The sequence below is a fragment of the Terrabacter sp. BE26 genome, from assembly GCF_041941675.1.
Classification (GTDB): domain Bacteria; phylum Actinomycetota; class Actinomycetes; order Actinomycetales; family Dermatophilaceae; genus Terrabacter.
Window position 1 is genome coordinate 3,124,824 of record NZ_CP090122.1, and the last position, 21,861, is coordinate 3,146,684.

Genomic DNA, 21,861 nt, shown 5'->3' on the forward strand with positions numbered 1-21,861 from the left:
TCAGCTTCCCTTGACGATTCCGAAGAGGATGGCGAGCGGCGGGAGCGCGAAGCCCAAGGCGGTCACCAGCGCGATGACCAGGCCCGTGGCCCGGGCGGCGCGCCGGGCCCGCTTGCTGCTGGTCCAGCCCAGGGTCTGCGCGGCGCTCCAGACGCCGTGCCACAGGTGCATGCCGAGCGCGACGAGCGCGAGCAGGTAGATGAGCACGACCCACCAGACCTGGAAGCTCGAGACGACGAGCTTGCCGGCGCTGTCGCCGGCGGCCTGGCTGCCGACGTTGAACTTGAGGATCGTGAACTGCAGCAGGTGCCACACCAGGAAGAGCAGCAGGGCGACGCCGCCCCAGCGCATGGCCCGGCTGCGCAGCGTCGCCGTGGCCGCCTGCTTGGCGACGTAGCGGGTGGTGCGGGCACCGCTGGCGCGGCTCCACAGCCAGAAGGCGGCGTACGCGTGGACGACGAGCGCGACCACGAGCAGCACGCGCAGGATCCAGAGCAGCCCGCCGAACGGCAGGATCGGCATGAGGATGGTGCGCAGGTGCAGGGCGTACTCGTCGAACGCGGCCGTGCCGCCGAAGATCTTGAGGTTGCCGTACATGTGCAGCAGCACGTAGAGCACGAAGAGCACACCCGAGAGGGCCATGAGCAGCTTCATGAACACGGTGGTGCGGCGTGCCGACGCGGGTCGCTTGTTTCCCGTCGCTGGGAGAGTGTTGGTGGCCACCTGCGCACCTTATCCCTGCGGTTTCCGCACCCAAATTCCTACCCACTGGTAGAGGGCCGCTTGTGACAATGTCAACAACAACCCTCGACACCCCTCGACACCGCGGAGGTTCCGCGGGGCGTCAGGCCGCGCGCCCGGCCGTCCTGACGCCCTCGTAGTGCCCCACCAGCTCGCCGACGAGCCGGCCCCACGAGCGGTGCCGGACGCGCTCGACACCCTTGCGGCCCAGGGCCGCGCGGTGCTCCGGCGACGCCAGCACCCGGCATACCTGCTCGCGGAGGGACCCGGGTCGGCGCGGGTCGAAGAGGTAGCCGTTGACGCCGTCGGTGACGAGGTCGATCGGGCCGCCCGCCCGCGGGGCGACCACCGGCAGGCCCGAGGCGCCCGCTTCCTGGATCGTCTGGCCGAAGGTCTCGCGGGTCCCGGTGTGGACGAAGACGTCCAGGGCGGCATACGCCCGGGCCAGGTCGTCCCCCTGGCGGGCGCCGAGGAAGACGGGGGAGAGGTTGGGCCGGTGGCCGGAGCTGGCGACCGCCTCGGTCAGCAGCTGGCCCACCGACTCCCGCGAAGGTCCCTCCCCGATGACGACGAGGCGGGTGCCGGGCAGCTCCGCCAGCTCGACGAGCCGGTCGAGCTCCTTCTCGGGCGCGAGGCGACCGACGTAGCCGATCAGCGTCTCGCCACCGGGAGCCAGCTCGCGGCGCAGCGCCCGCGTCAGCGCGTCGGTGCGCCACACCGGGCTGAAGAGCGAGGCGTCGACGCCCCGAGCCCACAGCGCGGTGCGGGGTATGCCGTGCCGGCGAAGCGCTGCCAGCGACCGGCTCGACGGGGCGAGGGTGAGGTCGGCCCACGAGTGGATGCGCCTGATCCACCGCCACGTCGTGGCTGCCGCTGCGTTGCCGGCAGGCCCCGGGGTGTGCTGGCGCACGTAGCCGGCCATGTCGGTCTGGTAGACGGCGACGGTCGGCACGCCGAGTCGGCCGGCAGCGCGCAGGCCGCGGGCGCCGAGGAGGAACGGGCTCGCCACGTGCACGACGTCGGCCGCGAAGTCCTCGAGCAACGACTCGATCTCCGCGGTCGGCAGCCCGACGTCGAACCGACGCACGGGCACGGAGGTGATGCGGTGCACGGGCACGCCCTCGTACGTCTCCGGCACCTCGTCGCGAGCCTGCGGGGCGATCACGACGACGTCGTCGCCGCGGGCCCGTAGGTGGTCGACCACCCGGCACACGCTGGTGGTCACACCGTTGAGGCTCGGCAGGAACGACTCTGTGACGATGGCGACGCGCACGCGTCAACGGTCGCGGGCGCACGTGTGGTTCGGGCGACGTCCAAGGGTGTCTCGGGTGACGTTCGGGTGTCAGGAGCGGGGCTGCCTAGGGTTGCGTCATGGTGCTCAACGAAGCGGCCGGTGCGCTTGACTGGATGATGGACAAGTCCGTGGTGCTCGGCTACTCGAAGCTCGGGCCGGCGCTGCGGCGTGCCTGGTGGCCGGCCGACCCGGCGGTGGGCGCACTGGTCGGTCGGCACGTCCTCGTCACCGGCGCGAGCGGTGGGCTCGGGCTGGCTGCTGCGGGCGGCCTGGCCCGGCTAGGCGCCGTCGTCCATCTCACCGGACGCGACGCCGGGCGGCTCGAGCGCGCCCGCTCCTCACTGCTCTCGGAGCAGCCGCACGCGCACGTCCGGGTCCACGTGGCCGACGTCAGCGACCTCGCGGCCACCGCCTCCTTCGCCCGCGACTTCGCGGCCGAGGTGCCGTCGCTGCACGCCGTCGTGCACAACGCGGGCGTCCTGCCGCCGAAACGCACGACGACCGCGGAGGGGCACGAGCTGACCCTGGCCACCCACGTGCTCGGCCCGCACGTCCTCACCTACGGACTGCGGGATTTGCTCGCCGGCGGACGCGTCGTCGTCGTGACGTCGGGCGGCGCCTACGGCCAGCGCCTCGCCGCCGACGACCCCGAGTACGCGGTGGGCGACTACTTCGGCGTCACGGCCTACGCCCGGACCAAGCGCATGCAGCTGGTCCTGACGAGGCTGTGGGCCCGCGACCTCGCGTCCGACGGGATCACGGTGCACTCGATGCACCCCGGCTGGGCCGACACCCCGGGCGTCACCGAGTCGCTCCCGCGCTTCGCCGCCCTCACCAGACGGCTGCTGCGGGACGCAGAGGCCGGCGCCGACACCGCCGTCTGGCTCACCGCCACCGCCGACGCCATCGGCACCGGCGGCTTCTGGCACGACCGGCGACGGCGACCGACGCACTACGCGCCGGTCGGCATCGAGACGCCGGAGCAGGTGGAGCGGTTCTGGGCCTTCGTCCGCGCGCAGACCGGCGTCCCTGCACGCGACGAGATCTTCCCGTCGGGCGCCTGATCAGGCGGGCGGGCCGTCTGCCAGGTAGGCCGCGAGGGCTGCGCGCCAGTCGCGGATGGGCTTGATGCCGGCTTGCTCGAGGGAGTCGTGCGACAGGACGCTCCACGACGGTCGGGGGGCCGGCAGCGCCAGCGCCTCCGTCGAGGTCGGTTGCACCCGATCGGGGTCCAGGCCGCGCTCCTCGAAGACCGCCTGCGCCAGTCCCCGCCAGGTGGTGCGTCCGGACGAGCTGCCGTGGTGGACGCCGTAGGTGCCCGAGGTGGCCACCAGCCGCACGATGAGGTCTGCGAGATCGGCGGTCCAGGTGGGCTGCCCGACCTGGTCGTCGACCACCGAGAGGGTGTCGCGCTCGCCGGAAAGGCGGAGCATGGTTGCGACGAAGTTGCCGCCGCCCGCGCCGTAGAGCCAGGCCGTGCGCACGACCCACGACTCGGGGCACAGGGCCCGCACGGCCCACTCGCCGGCCGCCTTGGTGCGGCCGTAGGCCGAGCGCGGCGCGATGGGGTGGTCGACGGCATACGGCTCGGTCGCCGCGCCGTCGAAGACGTAGTCGGTCGAGACCTGCACCATGCGCGCACCGGCTCGCCGAGCAGCCGCGGCGAGGTTGGCCGCGCCGACCGCGTTGACCGCGAAGGCAGCCGCCTCGTTGGTCTCTGCCGCGTCGACCGCGGTCCACGCGGCGCAGTTGACGACGAGGTCGTGCCCCTCGACCCCCGCCAGGCACTCGGAGGCATCGGTGACGTCGAGGTCGGCTCGGTCCATCGCGGTGACGACGTGACCGGCATGGCGCAGGGCCGGGACGAGGTCGCGCGCGAGCATGCCGCCGGCGCCGGTGACCAGAACCCGGCGCGACCCGGTGGCCGGCGCGGCCTCGGGCAGGGTCACCGGCCCAGCCTCGCGTAGGTGCGCTCGGCGTCGTCCTTGGCGGTCAGCCACCAGGACTCGTTGTCGCGATACCAGGCGATGGTCGCGTCAAGGCCGGCGCGGATGTCGCTGTAGCGCGGGCGCCAGTCGGTCTCGCGGCGCAGCTTGGTGGAGTCGATGGCATAGCGCAGGTCGTGACCCGGACGGTCGTTGACGTGCTCGAACCAGTCGCACGGTTTGCCCGTCAGCTCCAGGAGCAGCTGCACGATCTCGAGGTTGTTGCGCTCGCCGTCGGCGCCGATGAGGTAGGTCTCGCCCAGGCGGCCCTGCTCGAGGATCGCGAGAACGGCGTCGTTGTGGTCGTCGACGTGGATCCAGTCGCGGACGTTGAGGCCGGAGCCGTAGAGCTTGGGCTTGGTGCCCTGCAGGATGTTGGTGATCTGGCGCGGGATGAACTTCTCGACGTGCTGGCGCGGACCATAGTTGTTCGAGCAGTTCGACACGGTGGCCTGGATGCCGAACGACCGGATCCACGCGCGCACGAGCAGGTCGGCGCCGGCCTTCGTCGCCGAGTAGGGGCTCGACGGGTTGACCGGGGTGGCCTCGGTGAAGCGCTGCGGGTCGTCCAGCTCGAGGTCGCCGTAGACCTCGTCGGTCGAGATGTGGTGCAGCCGCTTGCCGTGCCGGCGCACCGCCTCGAGCAGCGTGAACGTGCCGACGACGTTGCTCTCCACGAACGGCCAAGGACTGTCGAGGCTGTTGTCGTTGTGCGACTCGGCCGCGAAGTGCACCACGACGTCACAGTCGGCCACGAGCGGGTCCACGACGGCCGCGTCGGCCACCGAGCCCACCACGAGACGCACGCGAGCGTCGCCCACACCCGCCCCGTCGTCGAGGACCGGCTCGAGCGAGGCCCGGTTGGCGGCATACGACAGGGAGTCGAGCACCGTGATCGACCAGTCCGGGCGCGTCTCACGGGTCCGCAGGACGAAGTTGGAGCCGATGAATCCGGCTCCGCCGGTGACGAGAAGGCGCATGGGGCTGGAGCCTAGCCGCTCAGCGTCCTCCCAGCGCAGGGGCGAGGCGGGCTCCGCGCGTCCCCTAGGGTGGACGATTATGAGGGGAATTGTTCTCGCCGGGGGCACCGGGAGCAGGCTGCATCCGATCACGCGCGGCATCAGCAAGCAGCTGATGCCGGTCTACGACAAGCCGATGGTCTACTACCCGCTCTCGACCCTGATGATGGCCGGCATCCGCGAGGTGCTGGTCATCACCACCCCGCAGGACGCCGACCAGTTCGAGCGGCTGCTCGGCGACGGTTCGCAGTGGGGGATGACGATCACGTATGCCGTGCAGAAGAGCCCCGACGGACTGGCCCAGGCCTTCCTCCTCGGCGCCGACTTCATCGGCGACGACAGCGTGGCCCTCGTGCTCGGCGACAACATCTTCTTCGGTCCCGGCCTCGGCACGCGCCTGCAGGACAACACCCAGGTCACCGGAGGCCACGTCTTCGCCTACCACGTCGCCGACCCGACGGCCTACGGCGTCGTGGAGTTCGACGGCGACGGGCGCGTGCTGTCCATCGAGGAGAAGCCAGACAAGCCGAAGTCGAGCTACGCGGTGCCGGGCCTCTACTTCTACGACAACGACGTCGTCGAGATCGCCCGCGGCCTGGAGCCGAGCGCCCGTGGCGAGCTCGAGATCACGGCCGTCAACGACGCCTACCTGCGGCGCGGCGACCTCACCGTCAGCGTGCTGCCCCGCGGCACAGCCTGGTTCGACACCGGCACCTTCGAGGGCCTCATCGAGGCCAGCCAGTTCGTCCACGTCGTCGAGGCCCGGCAGGGCCAGAAGATCGGGTGCGTCGAGGAGGTCGCCTGGCGACAGGGCTGGCTCACCGACGAGCAGCTCAAGGAGCACGCCGAGGACCAGCTCAAGAGCGGCTACGGCGTCTACCTGCACTCCCTGATCGCCGAAGGACGGGAACACCACTGATGGACATCCGCCCCCTGTCGATCGCCGGTGCCTGGGAGATCACGCCGCGCCAGTTCCCCGACGACCGCGGGGTCTTCCTCGAGTCGTTCCGGGGCGACCACCTGGCCGAGGTCGTCGGTCACCGGCTCGACGTGGTCCAGACCAACGTGTCCGTCTCCTCGCGCGGCACGGTGCGCGGCATCCACTTCGCGGACGTGCCGGTCGGGCAGGCCAAGTACGTCACCGCGGTGACGGGTGCGCTCATCGACTACGTCGTCGACCTGCGGGTCGGCTCGCCGACCTTCGGGCAGTGGGACTCGGTCCTGCTCGACGGCGTCGACCGCCGAGCCGTCTACCTCTCCGAGGGCCTGGGGCACGCCTTCTGCGCCCTCGAGGACGGCACCACCGCGCACTACCTCTGCTCGGCCGCCTACAACCCGGCCGCCGAGCACGGCATCCACCCGCTCGACCCCACCGTGGGGCTGCGCCTCCCGGACGGCGTCGAGCCGCTCCTGTCGCCCAAGGACGCCGCGGCGCCGACGCTCGCCGAGGCCGAGAAGTCGGGCCTGCTCCCCACGTATGCCGCGTGCCTGGACTTCCACGCGACTCAGCGGTGAGCAGTCACTGACCCCACGGCATACGCCCTCGGGCGCGGGCGGACCGACCGCTCAGGTGAGCTCGATGCGGCCCTGAGCCGTGAGCACCTCGACGACGCGCTTGACCTCCTGGGCCCGCTCGGGCCGCGTGATGAGCAGGGCGTCCTGCGTGTCGATGACGACGAGGTCCTCGACACCGATGAGCGCGACGAGCCGGCCGCTCGAGGCCACGGTGGCGGTCGAGTCGATGCTGATGATGTCGTCGGCAGGCCCGATCGCGGTGATCCCGGGCAGGTCGTCCGATACGCCGACGAGCCGTGTCACCGAGGCGAAGTCGCCCACGTCGTCCCACCCGAGCGAGGCGGGCACGACGGCGACCCGGCCGGCGGCAGCGGCCGGCTCCGCGACGGCGTGGTCGATGGCGATCTTCTGCAGCGACGGCCACAGGTCGCGCATGCGCAGCGGGTCGCCGGCGATGATGCGCAGGTGGTCGACCATCTCGGGGTGGTTCTGTGCGAGCAGCTCGAGCAGGGTCGTGGCGCCGACGACGAACATCCCTGCGTTCCAGCGGTATTCGCCACACTCGACGTAGCGAGTTGCCGTCTGCAGGTCGGGCTTCTCGACGAACTCGTCGACTCGGTGGGCGCTCGGCGCGCCCACGACGTCGAGGCGGCCGCCGAGGCGGATGTAGCCGAAACCGGTCGCCGGCTCGGTCGGCTCGATGCCGATGGTCACGAGCTCGCCACGGCGCGCGAGGACGACCGCCTCGGCCACCGCGCGACGGAAGTTCTCGGGCTCGGTGATGACGTGGTCGGCCGCGAAGGACCCCAGGACTGCCTCGGGGTCGCGGCGCTCGAGGATGGCGGCAGCCAGTCCGATGGCCGGCATCGAGTCCCGCGGCGAGGGCTCCCCGATGACGGCGTCGTAGCCGAGCATCGGCAGCTGGCGGCGCACCGCCTCCTCGTGGGCGACGCCCGTGACGACGAGGATCCGGTCCTCGACGAGGGGCTGGAGCCGGTCCCACGTCGCCCGCAGCAGCGACTGCCCCGAGCCCGTGAGGTCGTGCAAGAACTTGGGGGAGTGCCGGCGGGAGATGGGCCAGAGCCGGGTGCCGGACCCACCGGCGGGGATCACGGCCCAGAGACCCGCTATGCCTGTCATGGGGCACACCGTATCGACAGGTCGTGGGTCCGCGTGCCCGACCGGCTCAGCCGATGTCGCGGCGGCGCAGGGCCACCACCCCGGCCGTGGCGACGACGGCTGCGACCACGGTCAGCAGGACGAGTGGCAGCACCGTCAGCGACTGCACGGGCAGCGAGGGCACGTGGCCGAAGGGGGACAGGTTCGTCATCCAGTCCGGGAGGCCCAGGACGGGGACGAGCTCGCCGAGCAGGAGGAAGACGATGAGGAAGGCCCACGCCAGCCCGGTCAGGCGAGGGGCCACCCCGACGAGCAGCATCGCCACGGCTACGGCCACCCAGATCGCGGGCGCCGTGACGAGGGCCGCCTCGACGAGCCCCCCGACGGAGACCTCGCTCGAGCCGGTCGCGCCGCGGGTCGCGCCGATCCCGGCCATCAGGCCGGCGAGCGCCATCACCGCGGTGGTGGACACGACGGCCAGCGCGAGGTGGGAGAGCGCCCACCGGGTGCGGGTGGCGCCGGTGGCGAGCAGGGCCTCGGCCCGCATGGCCACCTCCTCGGTGTGCAGCCGCGTCACGATCGAGATGCCCAGCGCCGCAACGGCATACGCCACGATGTGCAGCTCCGACGCGAAGAAGACGTCGACGAGCGAGGCGTTGCTGCCCTGGGCTCGTGCGAGCGCCCGCAGCATGTCCCCGGTCGCGCTGGACGAGTCGATCGACTCGATGTTCGTCGCGATGGAGCCCAGGACGAGGCCGAGCACCACGGCGGCGACCGTCCAGCCGATCAGGGTGCCGCGAGCCAGCCGGAACGTCAGGCTCGAGACGGACCCGAGCGAGCCACGCGCGGTCCCGGCGCGCGCCGGCAGCACGCCGGCGCCCAGGTCACGGCGCTCCTGCAGCCAGAACGCCGCGCCGACGAGCAGGGCGTATGCCGCCAGGCCCAGCCACAGGGGCCGGAAGTCGTTGGCGCCGTAGGGAGACACCCGCTCCCCCCAGCCGAGCGGCGAGAGCCAGAGAAGGAACCGCGCCGGGCTGTCGGACGCGGCGGTGTCGCCCACGGCCCGGAGCAGGAACGCGACGCCCAGGGCCCCGAGGGAGATCGCCGCGGTGCCGCGGGTGGTCTCGGTCAGCTGGGCGGCGACCGCCGTGATGCCGACCCAGGACAGGCCCATGACGACCCACGAGACGGCGAAGGCGACCGACCCCCGGCTCTCCAGGCCCAGGCCGGCGAGCGAGGCCCCGCTGAGGACGGCCGTGGCCAGGACCGCCAGGGTTGCGAGGGTCACGGCGGCCGTCAGCGGCGCCCGGCGCTGGACCACACCGGCTCCGAGCAGCTCGAGCCGGCCGGCCTCCTCCTCGGTGCGGGTGTGCCGGCGCACCACGATGTAGGCGAGCAGGCAGAGGAAGACGCCGCCGAGCAGGATCGTCTTGTAGACCGCGAACGAGTCGAGGGTCAGGCTCGTCGCCGGACCGTAGAGCGCCAGCGTGGCGGGGTTGCGGAGCAGCGGGGCGAAGATCTCCAGGGCGCCGGCCAGGCTCGGATAGAGGTCGATCGTCGCCTTGGCCGACCCGGCCGTGAACGCGACGAGACCGAGGACGCTGGCGGGCACGAGGACCCGGTCGCGCCGTGAGGCCAGCCGCAGCAGCGGCCCGGTGCCGGTGATGGCGCTCATCGCGGGCTCGCAGTCTCGCGTTGGCTCGTGCCCGCGGCGGGGCGGTACTGCTCCATGAACAGCTCCTCCAGCGTCGGCGGGGCACTGGTCAGCGACTCGATGCCGTGCCGCCCGAGCAGCTCGAGCAGCTCGCCGAGGTGGCCGCTCTCGACCGAGCACCGCACGTTGGCGCCGGACACGACGACGTCGCCGACGCCCGGGATGCCGGCGACCACCGACGGTGGGACGGGGCTCGTCAGGGTCGCCTCGACCATCGTGCGGGAGAGGTGCCGCAGCTGCGCCAGGGTGCCCGACTCGACGTTGCGGCCCTCACGGATGATGCTGACCCGGTCGCAGACCGACTCGACCTCGCTGAGGATGTGGCTCGAGAGCAGCACCGTGCCGCCCGCGGACCGGAACTCCCGCACGGCGTCCTTGAAGACCGCCTCCATGAGGGGGTCGAGCCCGGACGTCGGCTCGTCGAGCAGCAGCAGCTCGACGTCGGAGCAGAGCGCTGCAACGAGTGCCACCTTCTGCCGGTTGCCCTTGGAGTAGGAGCGGCCCTTCTTCGTCGGGTCGAGGTCGAAGCGGGCGATCATGTCGGCCCGTCGGCGCTCGTCGATGCCGCCGCGCAGCTTGGCGAGCAGGTCGATGACCTCCCCGCCGGTCAGGTTGGGCCAGAGGGCGACGTCACCGGGCACGTAGGCGAGGCGACGGTGCAGCGTCTCCACGTCACGCCACGGGTCACCGCCGAGGAGGGTGGCGGTGCCGCCGTCGGAACGCAGCAGCCCGAGCAGGATGCGCAGGGTGGTGGACTTGCCGGCCCCGTTCGGCCCGAGGAAGCCGTGGATCTCGCCGCTCACCACCTCGAGGTCCAGCCCGTCGAGGGCGACCGTCCGGCCGAACCTCTTGCGGAGACCCTGGACCTGGATTGCAGAGGTCATGGTTCGACGATACACAACATTCACGATTTACTGAATGAGATGAGCGATCGGCTAAGGTCGGAGCAGGCGACGGAGGAGGACCAGTGACGGCAGCGCGGCACAGCACCCGTGACGAGCGGGCGGTCTCCGCCTACGTCGAGCGTTTCGGGGACACCCTCACCGACGCCGGTATGCCGCGCCTCGCCTCCCGCGTCTTCGCGCAGCTGCTCGCCGACGACGACGGGCGCATGACCGCCGCTGAGCTGACCGAGGCCCTCGACGTGAGCCCGGCCGCCGTCTCCGGGGCGGTGCGCTACCTGACCCAGACCTACCTCATCGGCAAGGAGCGCGAACGGGGGTCGCGGCGCGACGTCTATGTGGTGCAGGCCGACGCCTGGCACGGCGCGATGCTCTCCCGGGACCGGGTGCTCGCGCAGATCGAGACGAGCCTGCGCGCGGGGGTGCCGGCCGTGGGCGGCGTCGACACCGAGGCCGGCCGTCGGCTGCAGCTGTCCGTCGCCTTCCTCGAGTTCCTCGGCGAGCGCCTGGGTGCGCTGGAGGAGGAGTGGGAGGACCGCAAGGCCCACCTCACCCGCGCCTGGCCCGCCCCCTGACCCCAACCGTCGAAAGGCCAAATTTCGCGGGTCCCGCCCCGTCGAGAGGCCAAACTTCGCTGGTCCCACCCCGTCGAGAGGCCAAACTTCGTGGGTGCCGCCCCGTCGAAAGGCCACGTCCGGCCCACCCCCGGGCACACGGCATACGCCCTCGGTGACGTGAGATCGACAACGTTCGCCCAGCAGGCCGCGGAGACCCGACCTCGCGCCGATACGCTCGGCAGCATGGCTGACAGCACTGGCGCGCGCTCCGAGTCCGACCTGCCCATCGAGCCCGTCTACGACGCGTCGGCCCTGGCCGGTTTCGACCCCGACGCCAAGCTCGGCGCCCCCGGCCGATACCCCTTCACCCGCGGCGTCTACCCGTCGATGTACACCGGCCGGCCGTGGACGATGCGCCAGTACGCCGGCTTCGGCACCGCCAAGGAGAGCAACCAGCGCTACCACCAGCTCGTCCAGGCCGGCACCGGCGGACTCTCCGTCGCCTTCGACCTGCCGACCCAGATGGGCTACGACTCCGACGAGCCGATCGCCCACGGCGAGGTCGGCAAGGTCGGCGTGGCCATCGACAGCCTCGACGACATGCGCACCCTCTTCGAAGGGCTGCCGCTCGACAAGATCTCCACGTCGATGACGATCAACGCGCCCGGTTCGACGCTGCTGCTGCTCTACCAGCTCGTCGCCGAGGAGCAGGGCGTCCCCGGCGACCAGCTGACCGGCACGATCCAGAACGACGTGCTCAAGGAGTACATCGCCCGCGGCACCTACATCTACCCGCCGCGCGAGTCCCTGCGCCTCATCGCCGACGTCTTCGCCTACTGCCACAAGGAGATGCCGCGCTGGAACACCATCTCCATCAGCGGCTACCACATGGCCGAGGCCGGCGCGACGCCCGTGCAGGAGATCGCCTTCACCCTCGCCAACGCGATGGAGTACGTCCGCGCCGCCCAGGCCGCCGGGCTCGCCGTCGACGACTTCGCGCCGCGCCTGTCCTTCTTCTTCGTCGCGCGCACGACGCTGCTCGAGGAGGTCGCCAAGTTCCGCGCGGCCCGCCGCATCTGGGCGCGGATCATGAAGGAGCAGTTCGGCGCCCAGAACCCGAAGTCGATGATGCTGCGCTTCCACACCCAGACCGCCGGCGTCCAGCTGACCGCACAGCAGCCGGAGGTCAACCTCGTCCGCGTGGCCCTGCAGGGCCTGGGCGCCGTGCTCGGCGGCACCCAGTCGCTGCACACCAACTCCTTCGACGAGGCCATCGCCCTCCCGACCGAGAAGGCCGCCCGCCTCGCCCTTCGCACCCAGCAGGTCATCGCCTACGAGACCGACGTGACCAAGACCGTCGACCCGTTCGCCGGCTCCTACGTCGTCGAGTCGATGACCGACGAGATCGAGGAGGCCGCGCTCGCGCTGATCCAGGCCGTCGAGGACAAGGGCGGCGCCGTGGCCGCCATCGAGCAGGGCTTCCAGAAGTCGGAGATCGAGCGCTCCGCGTACCGGGTGCAGCTCGAGATCGACAACGGCGAGCGCACCGTCGTCGGCGTCAACAAGTACACGCTCGACCAGGAGGAGCGCTACGAGCCGCTGCGCGTCGACCCGACCATCGAGGCCGACCAGCGCGCCCGCCTCGAGGCGCTGCGCGCCGACCGCGACGACGATGCCGTCAAGGCCGCTCTCGGCCGTCTCCAGGAGGCGGCCCGCGGCACCGACAACGTCCTCTACCCGATGAAGGAGGCGCTCGCCGCCCGCGCCACCGGCGGCGAGGTCGCGCACGCGCTCCGCGAGGTCTGGGGCGTCTACCAGCCGCGAGAGACCTTCTGACCCGAGCACGTATGCCGTCCGCCCGGCCCAGCGGACCGCCACTAGTTCCGCTGTGGGCTGGGCGTCGAGCAGGGCTATGACGCGGTCGGCAGGTCCGTGGCGGTCGCTCGGCGCACGGTGACGATCTCGCGCAGGGCGGCCAGGACGTATTCGGGCTCGAACATCACCTCGTCCCAGGTGAACCGGAGCACCACCCAGCCGCGCGCCCCCAGCCCCGTGTAGCGCCGGCAGTCGCGCTTCAGGGCCGGTCGGGTTCCGTGGTTCTCGAAACCCTCGGCCTCGATCACGATGCGTAACGCCTTGTCGGCGAGGTCCACCTGGGCGAAGAAGCCATGTCCCTTGACGACGTGCTGGGTGACGACGCCGAGCCCTTCGACCTGGAGGCACAGGGCGCGCAGCACCGACTCGAACGGGTTGGCGGCCCCACGATCCAGGTGCTGCAGCACGCGGCCCACCTTGCGCCGTGACCGTGGCGGCAGACGCAGCGCCAGATCTCGCACGACCAGCGGTGACAGGCCGTCACGCCACGAGGAGTCGGCCACGGCCAAGGCCTCGTCGAACGGCAGGTCCAGACAGCAGTCGATGACGGTGCGTGCAGGGCTGGTGACCCATCCTTCGACGATCTCGTCGGCGGTCAGGTCTCGCCAGTGGCGAAGCACGCCGGTCCGCGCCGGCTCGCGCAGCTTGCGGCCTCGTGGCAGCGTCACGTGAACGAGGTCCGGCTCGTGCTTGACCGCCCACCCCCAGTGCAACGCAGCCGTGAGGTGTGACGCCGTCGCGCTGACGGACTCCGCCGTGGCGCGCGATGCGAGCAGGCTCGACAAGCCGTAGCGCCCTCGGCGCAGGCGGACGACGCTCCCGTCAGCCACGGCGCGCCGCAGCTGTCGGCGGCGCACCACCGGCCGCAGCTGCGACCACTTGGCGCTGCCGCCGCGCTGGGCCAGCACGGTCGCGACGTCCATGGCCTCAGGCTGCCCGGGTGTCGCCGCTGCTCACCTCGGCCATCCACAGGCCGACGGACCGCCACGACAGCGGATCGCGGCCGCCGTCCCGCACGGGGCTCATGGCATACACCCGTTCGTGGCGGTCCGTCGGCTCGCCCGGGCCCGCTCAGCCCGAACCGGGGCGGCCGTGCCGGGGGCAGGCGGCGCACTCGAGCATCCCGGGCAGCGCGTAGATGAAGCAGCACGACACCCGGGCCGGCTCCGGACCCACGCTCTCCCCGGCGGCGCCGCGCGCCCGCCGCACCGCCGTCTCCCACATGTCCTCGACGACCCCCCAGCGCTGGCGCGAGCTCATCTTCACCCCGGGGGCGTATGCCGTCACGACCTCCGAGACCAGGGCGACGTATGCCGTCCGGGCCCGTTCCAGACGACCGGCGGGGTCGTCGTCCACCTCCAGCGAGGTCCCGTCGGGGTCCACCGTGATGCGGTCGGGGTAGAGGCCCGGGGCCAGCTCGAAACCCAGCCCGGACGCGGCGGGCACGAGCAGCCACGGACCCAGCGACGCGGCATACGCCATCGGGGTGGCGGCGACCTCGCACCACCACTGGAGCACGAAGGCCGCGGGGACGTGCGGCGGCACTGGCACCGCGTGCCGGGACTGCATCTGGGCGCGCAGCGCGTCGCGCCACGGTGCGAGCGGGTCGGCGCCGGCCCGTACGTGGGCGACCACGTCACCGAACCGGACCGTCGCCGCAGACGTATCGCAGGTCATGGTGGTGAACGGCAGGGCACGGTCGACGATCGCCACGACGTGCGGGACGGCCTCCGGCGCGCGCGGGTTCGCAGCCCGTGCGTCGATCTCCGCGCCTGGCCTCTCCACGCCTCACCTCTCCATCCGTCGCAGCCGGACCCGGCGGACCCGGCGGACCCAACGGCACCCTGTGCACCCCGCGGCAGGGGGCCGGGCCCATCCTCTCGCTAGACTCCCGTACTCGTGACCGACCGCACGCCTTCGCTGCCCTTCGAGGCCATCGCCCGAACCGTCGAGCAGTGCGTGCCCGAGCTGGTCACCATCCGTCGCGACCTGCACACCCACCCCGAGCTCGGCCGCGGCGAGGTCCGCACGACCGCGCTCATCGCCGAGCGCCTCGAACGCGCCGGCATCGGCGTCCGCCGGCTGCGCGGCACGGGCCTCGTGGCCGAGCTGGGCGCGACCGACCCCGTGCACCGCATCGCGCTGCGGGCCGACATCGACGCCCTGCCGATCCGTGAGCAGACGGGCCTCCCGTTCGCCTCGCAGACCGACGGCGTGAGCCACTCGTGCGGCCACGACGTGCACACGACCGCCCTCATCGGTGCGGCGCTCGCCCTCAAGGAGGTCGAGGAACGGCTCGTCGCGGCCAATGTCGCCGCCCGCCTCGTGTTCCAGCCGGCCGAGGAGCTGATGCCCGGCGGAGCCGAGGACGTCGTGGCCCAGGACGGGCTCGTCGGCGTCGACCGTATCTTCGCGCTGCACTGCGATCCGAACCTCGACGCCGGCCAGGTGGGCCTCCGCGTCGGCGCGGTCACGGCCGCCGCCGACCAGATAGAGGTCACCCTCGCGGGCCGCGGGGGACACACCTCGCGCCCGCACCTGACGCAGGACCTCACCTACGCCCTGGCCAAGGTCATCACCGACGTTCCGGCCGTCCTGTCGCGCCGTCTCGACCCCAGGGCCAGCGCGGCGCTCGTGTGGGGCTCGATCCACTCGGGCGGCGCGGCCAACGTCATTCCCTCCTCCGGCAAGGTCACCGGCACGCTGCGCATGCTGGACGCCGGCATCTGGGACGGGGTCGAGCGCCTCCTCGAGTCCGTCGTACACGAGGTCGTGAGGCCGTATGCCGTGCAGGCCGACGTGACGATCACCAAGGGTGTGCCGCCCGTCGTCAACGACGCGTCCTGCATCGACGCGCTCACGGCCGCGGTGACCGGCACCGGCGGCTTCGTGGCCCCCACGCCGCAGTCCCTCGGGGGTGAGGACTTCGCCTGGTACCTGACACACGTGCCGGGAGCCATGGCCCGTCTCGGCACGCGCACGCCGGGCGGCACGACCTACGACCTGCACCGCGGTGACCTCGTCGTCGACGAGGCCGCGATCCCCGTCGGGGCACGCACGCTGGCCGGCGTCGTGTTCGCCGCGGCGGCCCAGCTGGCGGGCAGCCCGAGCCTCACCGGCGTCTCTCCGCTGACCGCGGTCGCGGATCGGTAACACTTGCTGCGACTTGCCCGGGAGGCGCTCAGATCTTGCGGCTGCGGGGTCTACAGTTCCGTGCTATCTGGGCCGATGTCGTCGTCGGCCCCGCGCATCTAAGGAGCACCTCTTGCGTCACGCAACCAAGGTCGCGTCGGTGGTGGCCGCCGCCGCACTCGGCCTCGCGGCCTGCGGCAGCAGCACCGGCAACACGACCTCCCCCGGCAGCACGGGCGGATCGACCGGCGCGACCGGCGGCGGCTCGCTGAAGATCGGTATGGCCTACGACGTGGGCGGTCGCGGTGACCAGTCGTTCAACGACGCCGCTGCCGCGGGCCTCGACAAGGCCAAGGCCGAGCTCGGCGCCGACGTCAAGGAGGCCTCGGCGGTCAACGGCGAGTCCGAGTCGGCCCGCAAGGACCGCCTCCAGTCGCTGATCGACGCCGGGTACAACAACATCGTGGCCGTCGGCTTCGCGTACGCCAAGGCCGTCGGCGAGACGGCGAAGGCCAACCCCGACGTCAAGTTCGCCATCGTCGACGACGCGTCGCCCGACTCCGCCGGCCCGAACGTCGACCAGATCACCTTCGCCGAGGAGCAGGGCTCCTACCTCGTCGGCGCGGCCGCGGCGCTCAAGAGCAAGACCAACCACATCGGCTTCATCGGTGGTGTGCAGACCGAGCTCATCAAGAAGTTCGAGGCGGGCTACAAGGCCGGCGCCAAGGCGGTCAACCCGAACATCAAGATCGACGTCAAGTACCTCACCCAGCCGCCGGACTTCTCGGGCTTCAACTCCGTCGACAAGGGCAAGGCCGCGGCCGACGGCATGTACCAGGGCGGCGCCGACGTCGTCTACCACGCGGCCGGTGGCTCCGGCGGCGGTGTCTTCACGGCGGCCAAGTCGGCCGGCAAGTGGGCCATCGGCGTCGACTCCGACCAGGCCAAGACGGCCCCCGCCGACGTCCGCGACGTCATCCTGACCTCGATGATCAAGAAGGTCGACGTGGGTGTCTTCGACTTCATCACCGAGGTGAAGAACGGCGCCTTCAAGGCCGGCAACAAGGTCTTCGACCTCAAGGCCGGCGGTGTCGACTACGCCACGACCGGTGGCCACATCGACGACATCAAGAGCAAGCTGGACGACTACAAGCAGAAGATCATCTCGGGCGAGATCACCGTTCCGAAGTCCTGATCGTCCAGAACGTCCAGAGCACGGAAGGGACGGCCGACACGGCCGTTCCTCCGACGGCCCGGGCGGCGCGTGCAGCGTCGCCCGGGCCGTCGCATCATCCGGAGCTCGGAGCTCACCCATTCGGCACCGCGAGGGTTGTCAGGTTCGTGGATGCTGGTTCAATACTCGATCGACGCCCGCGTCGAGGCGGGCCCGCATGAGGAGCGTGTGTCATCGTCAGCAACCCGCCCGTGACCGGGGACAAGCCCGGGAACAAGCCCGGGGACAAGTCCGGCGGCGCCCCTCCCAGGGCCGTCCACCACGGAGCCCCGGCCGTCCGGCTCGAGGGCATCACGAAGCGGTTCCCGGGCGTCGTCGCCAACAAGGACATCGCGCTCACCGTCGACAAGGGCACCGTCCACGCGATCGTGGGTGAGAACGGTGCCGGCAAGTCGACGCTCATGAAGATCCTCTACGGCGTCCAGCAGCCCGACGAGGGCACCATCGAGATCGACGGGAAAGTACGCCAGCTGCGCTCGCCCGCCGACGCCATCGCCGCCGGCATCGGCATGGTCTTCCAGCACTTCCAGCTCGCCGACAACCTCACGGTCCTCGAGAACGTCGTGCTGGGCGCCGAGAAGCTGCACGGAATCGGTGAGCGAGCGCGCGGCAAGATCCGCGAGATCTCCGACGCCTACGGCCTCGAGGTCCGCCCCGACGCGCTCGTCGCGGACCTCGGGGTCGGGGCGCGCCAGCGCATCGAGATCCTCAAGGTCCTCTACCGCGGGGCGCGCATCATCATCCTCGACGAGCCGACTGCGGTCCTCGTGCCCCAGGAGGTCGACGAGCTCTTCGACAACCTGCGCGAGCTGAAGTCCGAGGGCCTCACGGTCATGTTCATCTCGCACAAGCTCGACGAGGTGCTGAAGGTCGCCGATGCCATCACCGTCATCCGGCGGGGCACGACGGTCGCCGAGGTCGACCCGTCCGGCGTGACGCCGCACCAGCTCGCGGAGCTGATGGTCGGCTCGGAGCTGCCCTCGCCCTCCACGGAGGAGTCGACGGTCACGCAGACCCCGATGCTCACGGTCGAGGGCATCTCGCTCGACGACCCGGCTGGTGGCCGAGCGCTGCTCGACGGCATCGACCTGACCATCCACGCCGGCGAGGTCGTCGGCATCGCCGGCGTCGAGGGCAACGGCCAGGCCGAGCTCGTCGAGGTCATCATGGGCATGCGCGAGCCGACGACCGGGCGCATCCTGCTCGGCGACGTCGACATCTCGGACTGGCAGGTCCGCGAGATCCGCGAGGCGGGCATCGGCTACATCCCCGAGGACCGGCACCGGCACGGGCTGCTCCTCGAGGCGCCCCTGTGGGAGAACGTGATCCTCGGCCACCAGACCGAGTCGGTCAACGTGTCCGGGCCAGGTGGCGTGCTCGTCAACGCCTCCGGCGCCAAGCGCGAGACCGAGACGATCGTCGAGGAGTTCGACGTCCGCACGCCCTCGATCAACGTCACCTCCGGGTCCCTCTCGGGCGGCAACCAGCAGAAGCTCATCATCGGCCGCGAGATGCGCCGCAACCCGCGTGTCCTCGTCGCCGCGCACCCGACCCGCGGCGTCGACGTCGGAGCGCAGGCGGCGATCTGGGACCACATCAAGGCGGCCCGCCGCAACGGCCTCGGCGTCTTGCTGGTCTCGGCCGACCTGGAGGAGCTCGTCGGCCTGTCCGACACGATCCACGTCATCCTGCGCGGCGCCCTGACGGGCGAGTTCGACCCCGACGTGGTGACGCGCGAGGAGCTCGGCGCCGCGATGACCGGGGCGCAGCCCGCGCCCGCGCACCCCGCGCACCCCGCGGGCCCGGGGAAGACCACCACCCCGGCGAGCCCGGCGGACCCCGCGACGCCGATGACGCATACGACCCATCCGGTGGCGGAGCCCTCACCCGAGGCACCCACCGACGCCCCCGCCGCGGGGACCCATGACGAGGGGGAGACCCGATGAGCACCCGCTTCGACGCCCGCCGCCTGCTCATGGCGGCTGCGGCGCCGCTGCTGTCGATCGTCGTGGCGGTCGTGGTGACGAGCATCATCCTGCTCGTCGCCGGCGACCCGGTCGGGGCGGTCTGGGCCCAGCTGTTCAAGGCGCCGCTGCCGCGGCAGGTCATCAACATCATCAACGCGGCCTCGGTCTACTACCTCTCGGCGATCGCCGTGGCCATCGGCTTCCGGATGAACCTGTTCAACATCGGCGTCGACGGGCAGTACCGCGTCGCGTCGTTCGCGGCCGCGCTCTTCGCCGGCCAGGGCTACCTGCCCGGCTGGCTCAACATCATCGTGGCGCTCATCGTGGCCATGGCCTCCGGCGCGCTCTGGGCCGGCATCGCGGGCGTGCTCAAGGTGACCCGAGGCGTCTCCGAGGTCATCTCGACCATCATGCTCAATGCGATCGCGACCTTCCTCGTGGCGTTCCTGCTGGGCAAGACCGCCCAACGCGTCCAGGGCAGCAACGCGACCAACACCAAGCCGCTGCCGCAGGACTCGCGCGTGCCGGGCATCTCGCTCGACGGCATCATCGCGACGCCGAGCAAGGTCTACGGCCTGGTCGTCCTCGCGATCCTCGTCGGCATCCTCTACTGGTTCGTCATCAACAAGACGCGGTTCGGCTTCGACCTGCGCGCGACCGGCCGCTCCGAGTCGGCAGCCGTCGCGAGCGGCGTCAGGGTCAAGCGGATGGTCCTGACCACGATGCTCATCTCCGGCGCGGCGGCCGGTCTCGTCGGCATGCCGCTGCTCTTCGGCCAGGACTACGTCTACGGCGACACCGTCCAGGCCGGGCTCGGTTTCGCCGGCATCGCCATCGCGCTGCTCGGTCGCAACAACCCCGTCGGCATCGCCTTCGCCGCGCTGCTGTGGGCCTACCTCGACGCGCAGGGCAACGGCCTGCAGATCACCGCCGGCGTCAGCGACCGGCTCGTGCTCGTCATCCAGGGAGTCATCGTGCTGTCGGTCGTCATCGCCTACGAGGTCGTGCGCCGCGCCAACGTCCGCCTCGAGCAGCGCCGCGTCGCCAGCGAGCTCGCCCGGCAAGCCGCCGTCCAGACGGAAGGAGCGGTGGCATGAGCGCCCCCGTCATGACCGAGGCCGCTCCGGCCACCTCGCCGGCCGCCAAGCGCACGGGTCGGCCCCGCTGGTTCTGGGCCGCGATCGTCGTGGGCGCCCTCCTCGTCGTCTCGACCGTCCGCGTCATCACCGGCGCCGACGACATCGACTCCTCCGGCGCCCTCATGGCGGCCATCGGCCTCGCCGTCCCGATCGGCCTCGCCGGCCTCGGCGGCCTCTGGAGCGAGCGTGCCGGCGTCGTCAACATCGGCCTCGAAGGCATGATGATCCTCGGCACGTGGGGCGGCGCCTTCTTCGGCTATCACTACGGCCCGTGGGCCGGCATCCTCGGGGCGATCCTCATGGGAGTCGTCGGCGGCGCCATCCATGCGCTCGCCACCGTCGTCTTCGGCGTCGACCACATCGTCTCCGGTGTGGCGATCAACCTCCTCGGCCTCGGCGCCGGTGCCTACCTCGCGGTCCGCACCTTCACCGGCCTGCCCGGCGGTGGCCCGACACAGTCCCCGCCGCTGCAGCAGCTGCCGTTCCTGTCGATCCCCGGCGTGTCCGACCCGCTGTACAACCTCGAGCAGAAGCACTGGTGGCTCGTCTCCGACCTCGCGGCGGTGCTGCGTGCCGTGACCACCAACCTCAACGTGCTGACGATCATCGCGGTGCTGCTGCTCGTGCTCACCTGGTGGGTGCTGTGGCGCACGGCCTTCGGCCTGCGGCTGCGCTCGTGCGGTGAGTCGCCGGTGGCCGCCGAGACCCTCGGTGTCAACGTCTACCGCTACAAGTTCACGGCGGTCCTCATCTCCGGCGGCCTCGCCGGGCTGGCCGGCGGGTTCCTCGTCCTGGTCGCGAGCAACCTGTACCGCGAGGGCCAGACGGGTGGCCGAGGGTTCATCGGCCTCGCCGCGATGATCTTCGGCAACTGGCGCCCGGGCGGCCTTGCAGGAGGTGCGGCCCTCTTCGGCTACACCGACGCGGTCCAGCTCCGCGGTCACGGTGATGTGGTGCGCGCGTACCTGCTCCCGATCGCCGTGGCACTGATCGCCTGGGGCGTCTGGCAGTTCGTCCGGCGCCGCCGGGGCAAGCCGTTCGTCGGCGTGCCGATGGTGGTCATGGGCGTCCTCGCGCTCGGGTGGTTCCTCTCGGCTCCCAGCGTCCCCAACGAGTTCACCGGCATGACCCCCTACGTCGCGACGCTCCTCGTGCTCGCCTTCGCCTCGCAACGACTGCGTATGCCCGCCGCTGACGGAGCCGTCTACCGCAAGGGTGAGGCGTCGTGACCGAACCGACGGCAGGCTCCTCGACCGACGTGGACTGGGAGGCGCTGCGGCTGCGTGCCGTCGAGCTCATGGAGCGCGCGTACGCGCCCTACTCCCACTTCCCGGTCGGCGTCGCCGGTCTCGTCGACGGCGGGCGCGTGGTGGCGGGCTGCAACGTCGAGAACGCGGCCTACGGCGTCGCGCTGTGCGCCGAGTGCGGCATGGTCTCCGAGCTGCACGCCACGGGGGGAGGGCGGCTGACGGCCGTCTTCTGCGTCGGCTCCGACGGCCAGGCACTGATGCCCTGCGGTCGGTGCCGCCAGCTGCTGTGGGAGAACGGTGGCCCCGAGTGCCTGCTCATGACGCCGGAGGGGGTGCTGCCGATGACGGCGGTGCTGCCGCAGGCCTTCGGCGTCGACGACCTGCGTCACGCCCACGGCTGAACGGCGCGGTCCCCGGC

The 21,861-nt window shown here is 71.6% G+C and carries 20 protein-coding genes; 11 read left to right on the top strand and 9 right to left on the bottom strand.

Annotated features, from left to right (window positions below; genetic code table 11):
* The gene (locus LQK93_RS14345; protein ID WP_374968455.1) at nt 1-723 is read right to left on the bottom strand and encodes a succinate dehydrogenase cytochrome b subunit; all 723 of its coding nucleotides are present in this window, start codon (nt 721-723) and stop codon (nt 1-3) included.
* A 121-nt stretch (nt 724-844) separates the two neighbouring features.
* Nucleotides 845-2,014, bottom strand: coding sequence for a glycosyltransferase family 4 protein (locus LQK93_RS14350; RefSeq protein ID WP_374968456.1), 1,170 nt, complete (start codon nt 2,012-2,014; stop codon nt 845-847).
* A 98-nt stretch (nt 2,015-2,112) separates the two neighbouring features.
* Between LQK93_RS14350 and LQK93_RS14355 the strand changes: the two genes are divergently transcribed.
* Nucleotides 2,113-3,099, top strand: coding sequence for an SDR family NAD(P)-dependent oxidoreductase (locus LQK93_RS14355; protein WP_374968457.1), 987 nt, complete (start codon nt 2,113-2,115; stop codon nt 3,097-3,099).
* Here LQK93_RS14355 and rfbD read toward each other — a convergent pair whose 3' ends face one another.
* Both rfbD and rfbB read right to left on the bottom strand, forming a co-directional pair.
* Nucleotides 3,100-3,984, bottom strand: coding sequence for a dTDP-4-dehydrorhamnose reductase (rfbD, locus tag LQK93_RS14360; RefSeq protein WP_374968458.1), 885 nt, complete (start codon nt 3,982-3,984; stop codon nt 3,100-3,102).
* A complete protein-coding gene (gene rfbB, locus LQK93_RS14365) occupies nt 3,981-5,000 on the bottom strand; it encodes a dTDP-glucose 4,6-dehydratase (protein ID WP_374968459.1) in 1,020 nt (339 codons plus the stop codon). Before rfbB ends, rfbD begins: the two co-directional genes overlap by 4 nt.
* A gap of 79 nt (nt 5,001-5,079) precedes the next feature.
* On the opposite strand from rfbB, the gene rfbA reads away from it, so the two are divergent.
* Both rfbA and LQK93_RS14375 read left to right on the top strand, forming a co-directional pair.
* Nucleotides 5,080-5,958 carry a glucose-1-phosphate thymidylyltransferase RfbA gene (rfbA, locus tag LQK93_RS14370; RefSeq protein WP_374968460.1) on the top strand — a complete coding sequence of 293 codons (879 nt, stop codon included), beginning with the start codon at nt 5,080-5,082 and terminating at the stop codon, nt 5,956-5,958.
* The gene (locus tag LQK93_RS14375) at nt 5,958-6,554 is read left to right on the top strand and encodes a dTDP-4-dehydrorhamnose 3,5-epimerase family protein (RefSeq protein WP_374968461.1); all 597 of its coding nucleotides are present in this window, start codon (nt 5,958-5,960) and stop codon (nt 6,552-6,554) included. The genes rfbA and LQK93_RS14375 overlap by 1 nt, the downstream gene beginning before the upstream one ends.
* Nucleotides 6,555-6,605: 51 nt before the next feature.
* Here LQK93_RS14375 and LQK93_RS14380 read toward each other — a convergent pair whose 3' ends face one another.
* The 3 genes from LQK93_RS14380 to LQK93_RS14390 are packed head-to-tail and all read right to left on the bottom strand — an operon-like array spanning nt 6,606 to nt 10,271.
* Nucleotides 6,606-7,694: a mannose-1-phosphate guanylyltransferase gene (locus LQK93_RS14380; RefSeq protein ID WP_374968462.1), complete on the bottom strand. Its 1,089-nt coding sequence runs from the start codon at nt 7,692-7,694 to the stop codon at nt 6,606-6,608.
* Between the two features lie 46 nt (nt 7,695-7,740).
* Nucleotides 7,741-9,348, bottom strand: coding sequence for an ABC transporter permease (locus LQK93_RS14385; protein ID WP_374968463.1), 1,608 nt, complete (start codon nt 9,346-9,348; stop codon nt 7,741-7,743).
* Nucleotides 9,345-10,271: an ABC transporter ATP-binding protein gene (locus LQK93_RS14390; RefSeq protein WP_374968464.1), complete on the bottom strand. Its 927-nt coding sequence runs from the start codon at nt 10,269-10,271 to the stop codon at nt 9,345-9,347. Before LQK93_RS14390 ends, LQK93_RS14385 begins: the two co-directional genes overlap by 4 nt.
* 83 nt (nt 10,272-10,354) lie before the next feature.
* Between LQK93_RS14390 and LQK93_RS14395 the strand changes: the two genes are divergently transcribed.
* Nucleotides 10,355-10,864 carry a GbsR/MarR family transcriptional regulator gene (locus LQK93_RS14395; RefSeq protein ID WP_374968465.1) on the top strand — a complete coding sequence of 170 codons (510 nt, stop codon included), beginning with the start codon at nt 10,355-10,357 and terminating at the stop codon, nt 10,862-10,864.
* Between the two features lie 225 nt (nt 10,865-11,089).
* Complete coding sequence (locus LQK93_RS14400) at nt 11,090-12,682, top strand: methylmalonyl-CoA mutase (RefSeq protein ID WP_374968466.1); 1,593 nt, start codon at nt 11,090-11,092, stop codon at nt 12,680-12,682.
* A gap of 74 nt (nt 12,683-12,756) precedes the next feature.
* Here LQK93_RS14400 and LQK93_RS14405 read toward each other — a convergent pair whose 3' ends face one another.
* Both LQK93_RS14405 and LQK93_RS14410 read right to left on the bottom strand, forming a co-directional pair.
* Nucleotides 12,757-13,644 (bottom strand): DUF559 domain-containing protein, encoded by an 888-nt coding sequence (locus LQK93_RS14405; RefSeq protein ID WP_374968467.1) that lies wholly within the window; start codon nt 13,642-13,644, stop codon nt 12,757-12,759.
* Between the two features lie 148 nt (nt 13,645-13,792).
* A complete protein-coding gene (locus tag LQK93_RS14410; protein WP_374968468.1) occupies nt 13,793-14,506 on the bottom strand; it encodes a (2Fe-2S)-binding protein in 714 nt (237 codons plus the stop codon).
* Between the two features lie 114 nt (nt 14,507-14,620).
* Here LQK93_RS14410 and LQK93_RS14415 point away from each other — a divergent pair, with 114 nt between their 5' ends.
* The 6 genes from LQK93_RS14415 (at nt 14,621) to LQK93_RS14440 (ending at nt 21,844) form a co-directional block, all read left to right on the top strand.
* Nucleotides 14,621-15,874, top strand: a complete 1,254-nt coding sequence (locus tag LQK93_RS14415; protein ID WP_374968469.1) for an amidohydrolase — start codon at nt 14,621-14,623, stop codon at nt 15,872-15,874.
* 112 nt (nt 15,875-15,986) lie between these two features.
* On the top strand, nt 15,987-17,048 hold the full coding sequence (locus LQK93_RS14420; RefSeq protein WP_374968470.1) for a BMP family protein: 1,062 nt from the start codon (nt 15,987-15,989) through the stop codon (nt 17,046-17,048).
* Nucleotides 17,049-17,278: 230 nt separating this feature from the next.
* The gene (locus LQK93_RS14425; RefSeq protein WP_374968471.1) at nt 17,279-19,033 is read left to right on the top strand and encodes an ABC transporter ATP-binding protein; all 1,755 of its coding nucleotides are present in this window, start codon (nt 17,279-17,281) and stop codon (nt 19,031-19,033) included.
* Complete coding sequence (locus LQK93_RS14430) at nt 19,030-20,151, top strand: ABC transporter permease (RefSeq protein ID WP_374968472.1); 1,122 nt, start codon at nt 19,030-19,032, stop codon at nt 20,149-20,151. Before LQK93_RS14425 ends, LQK93_RS14430 begins: the two co-directional genes overlap by 4 nt.
* Nucleotides 20,148-21,422, top strand: a complete 1,275-nt coding sequence (locus LQK93_RS14435; protein ID WP_374968473.1) for an ABC transporter permease — start codon at nt 20,148-20,150, stop codon at nt 21,420-21,422. The genes LQK93_RS14430 and LQK93_RS14435 overlap by 4 nt, the downstream gene beginning before the upstream one ends.
* Entirely contained in the window at nt 21,419-21,844 is a 426-nt protein-coding gene (locus LQK93_RS14440) for a cytidine deaminase (RefSeq protein WP_374968474.1), read from the top strand. The genes LQK93_RS14435 and LQK93_RS14440 overlap by 4 nt, the downstream gene beginning before the upstream one ends.
* Nucleotides 21,845-21,861 lie beyond the last annotated feature (17 nt).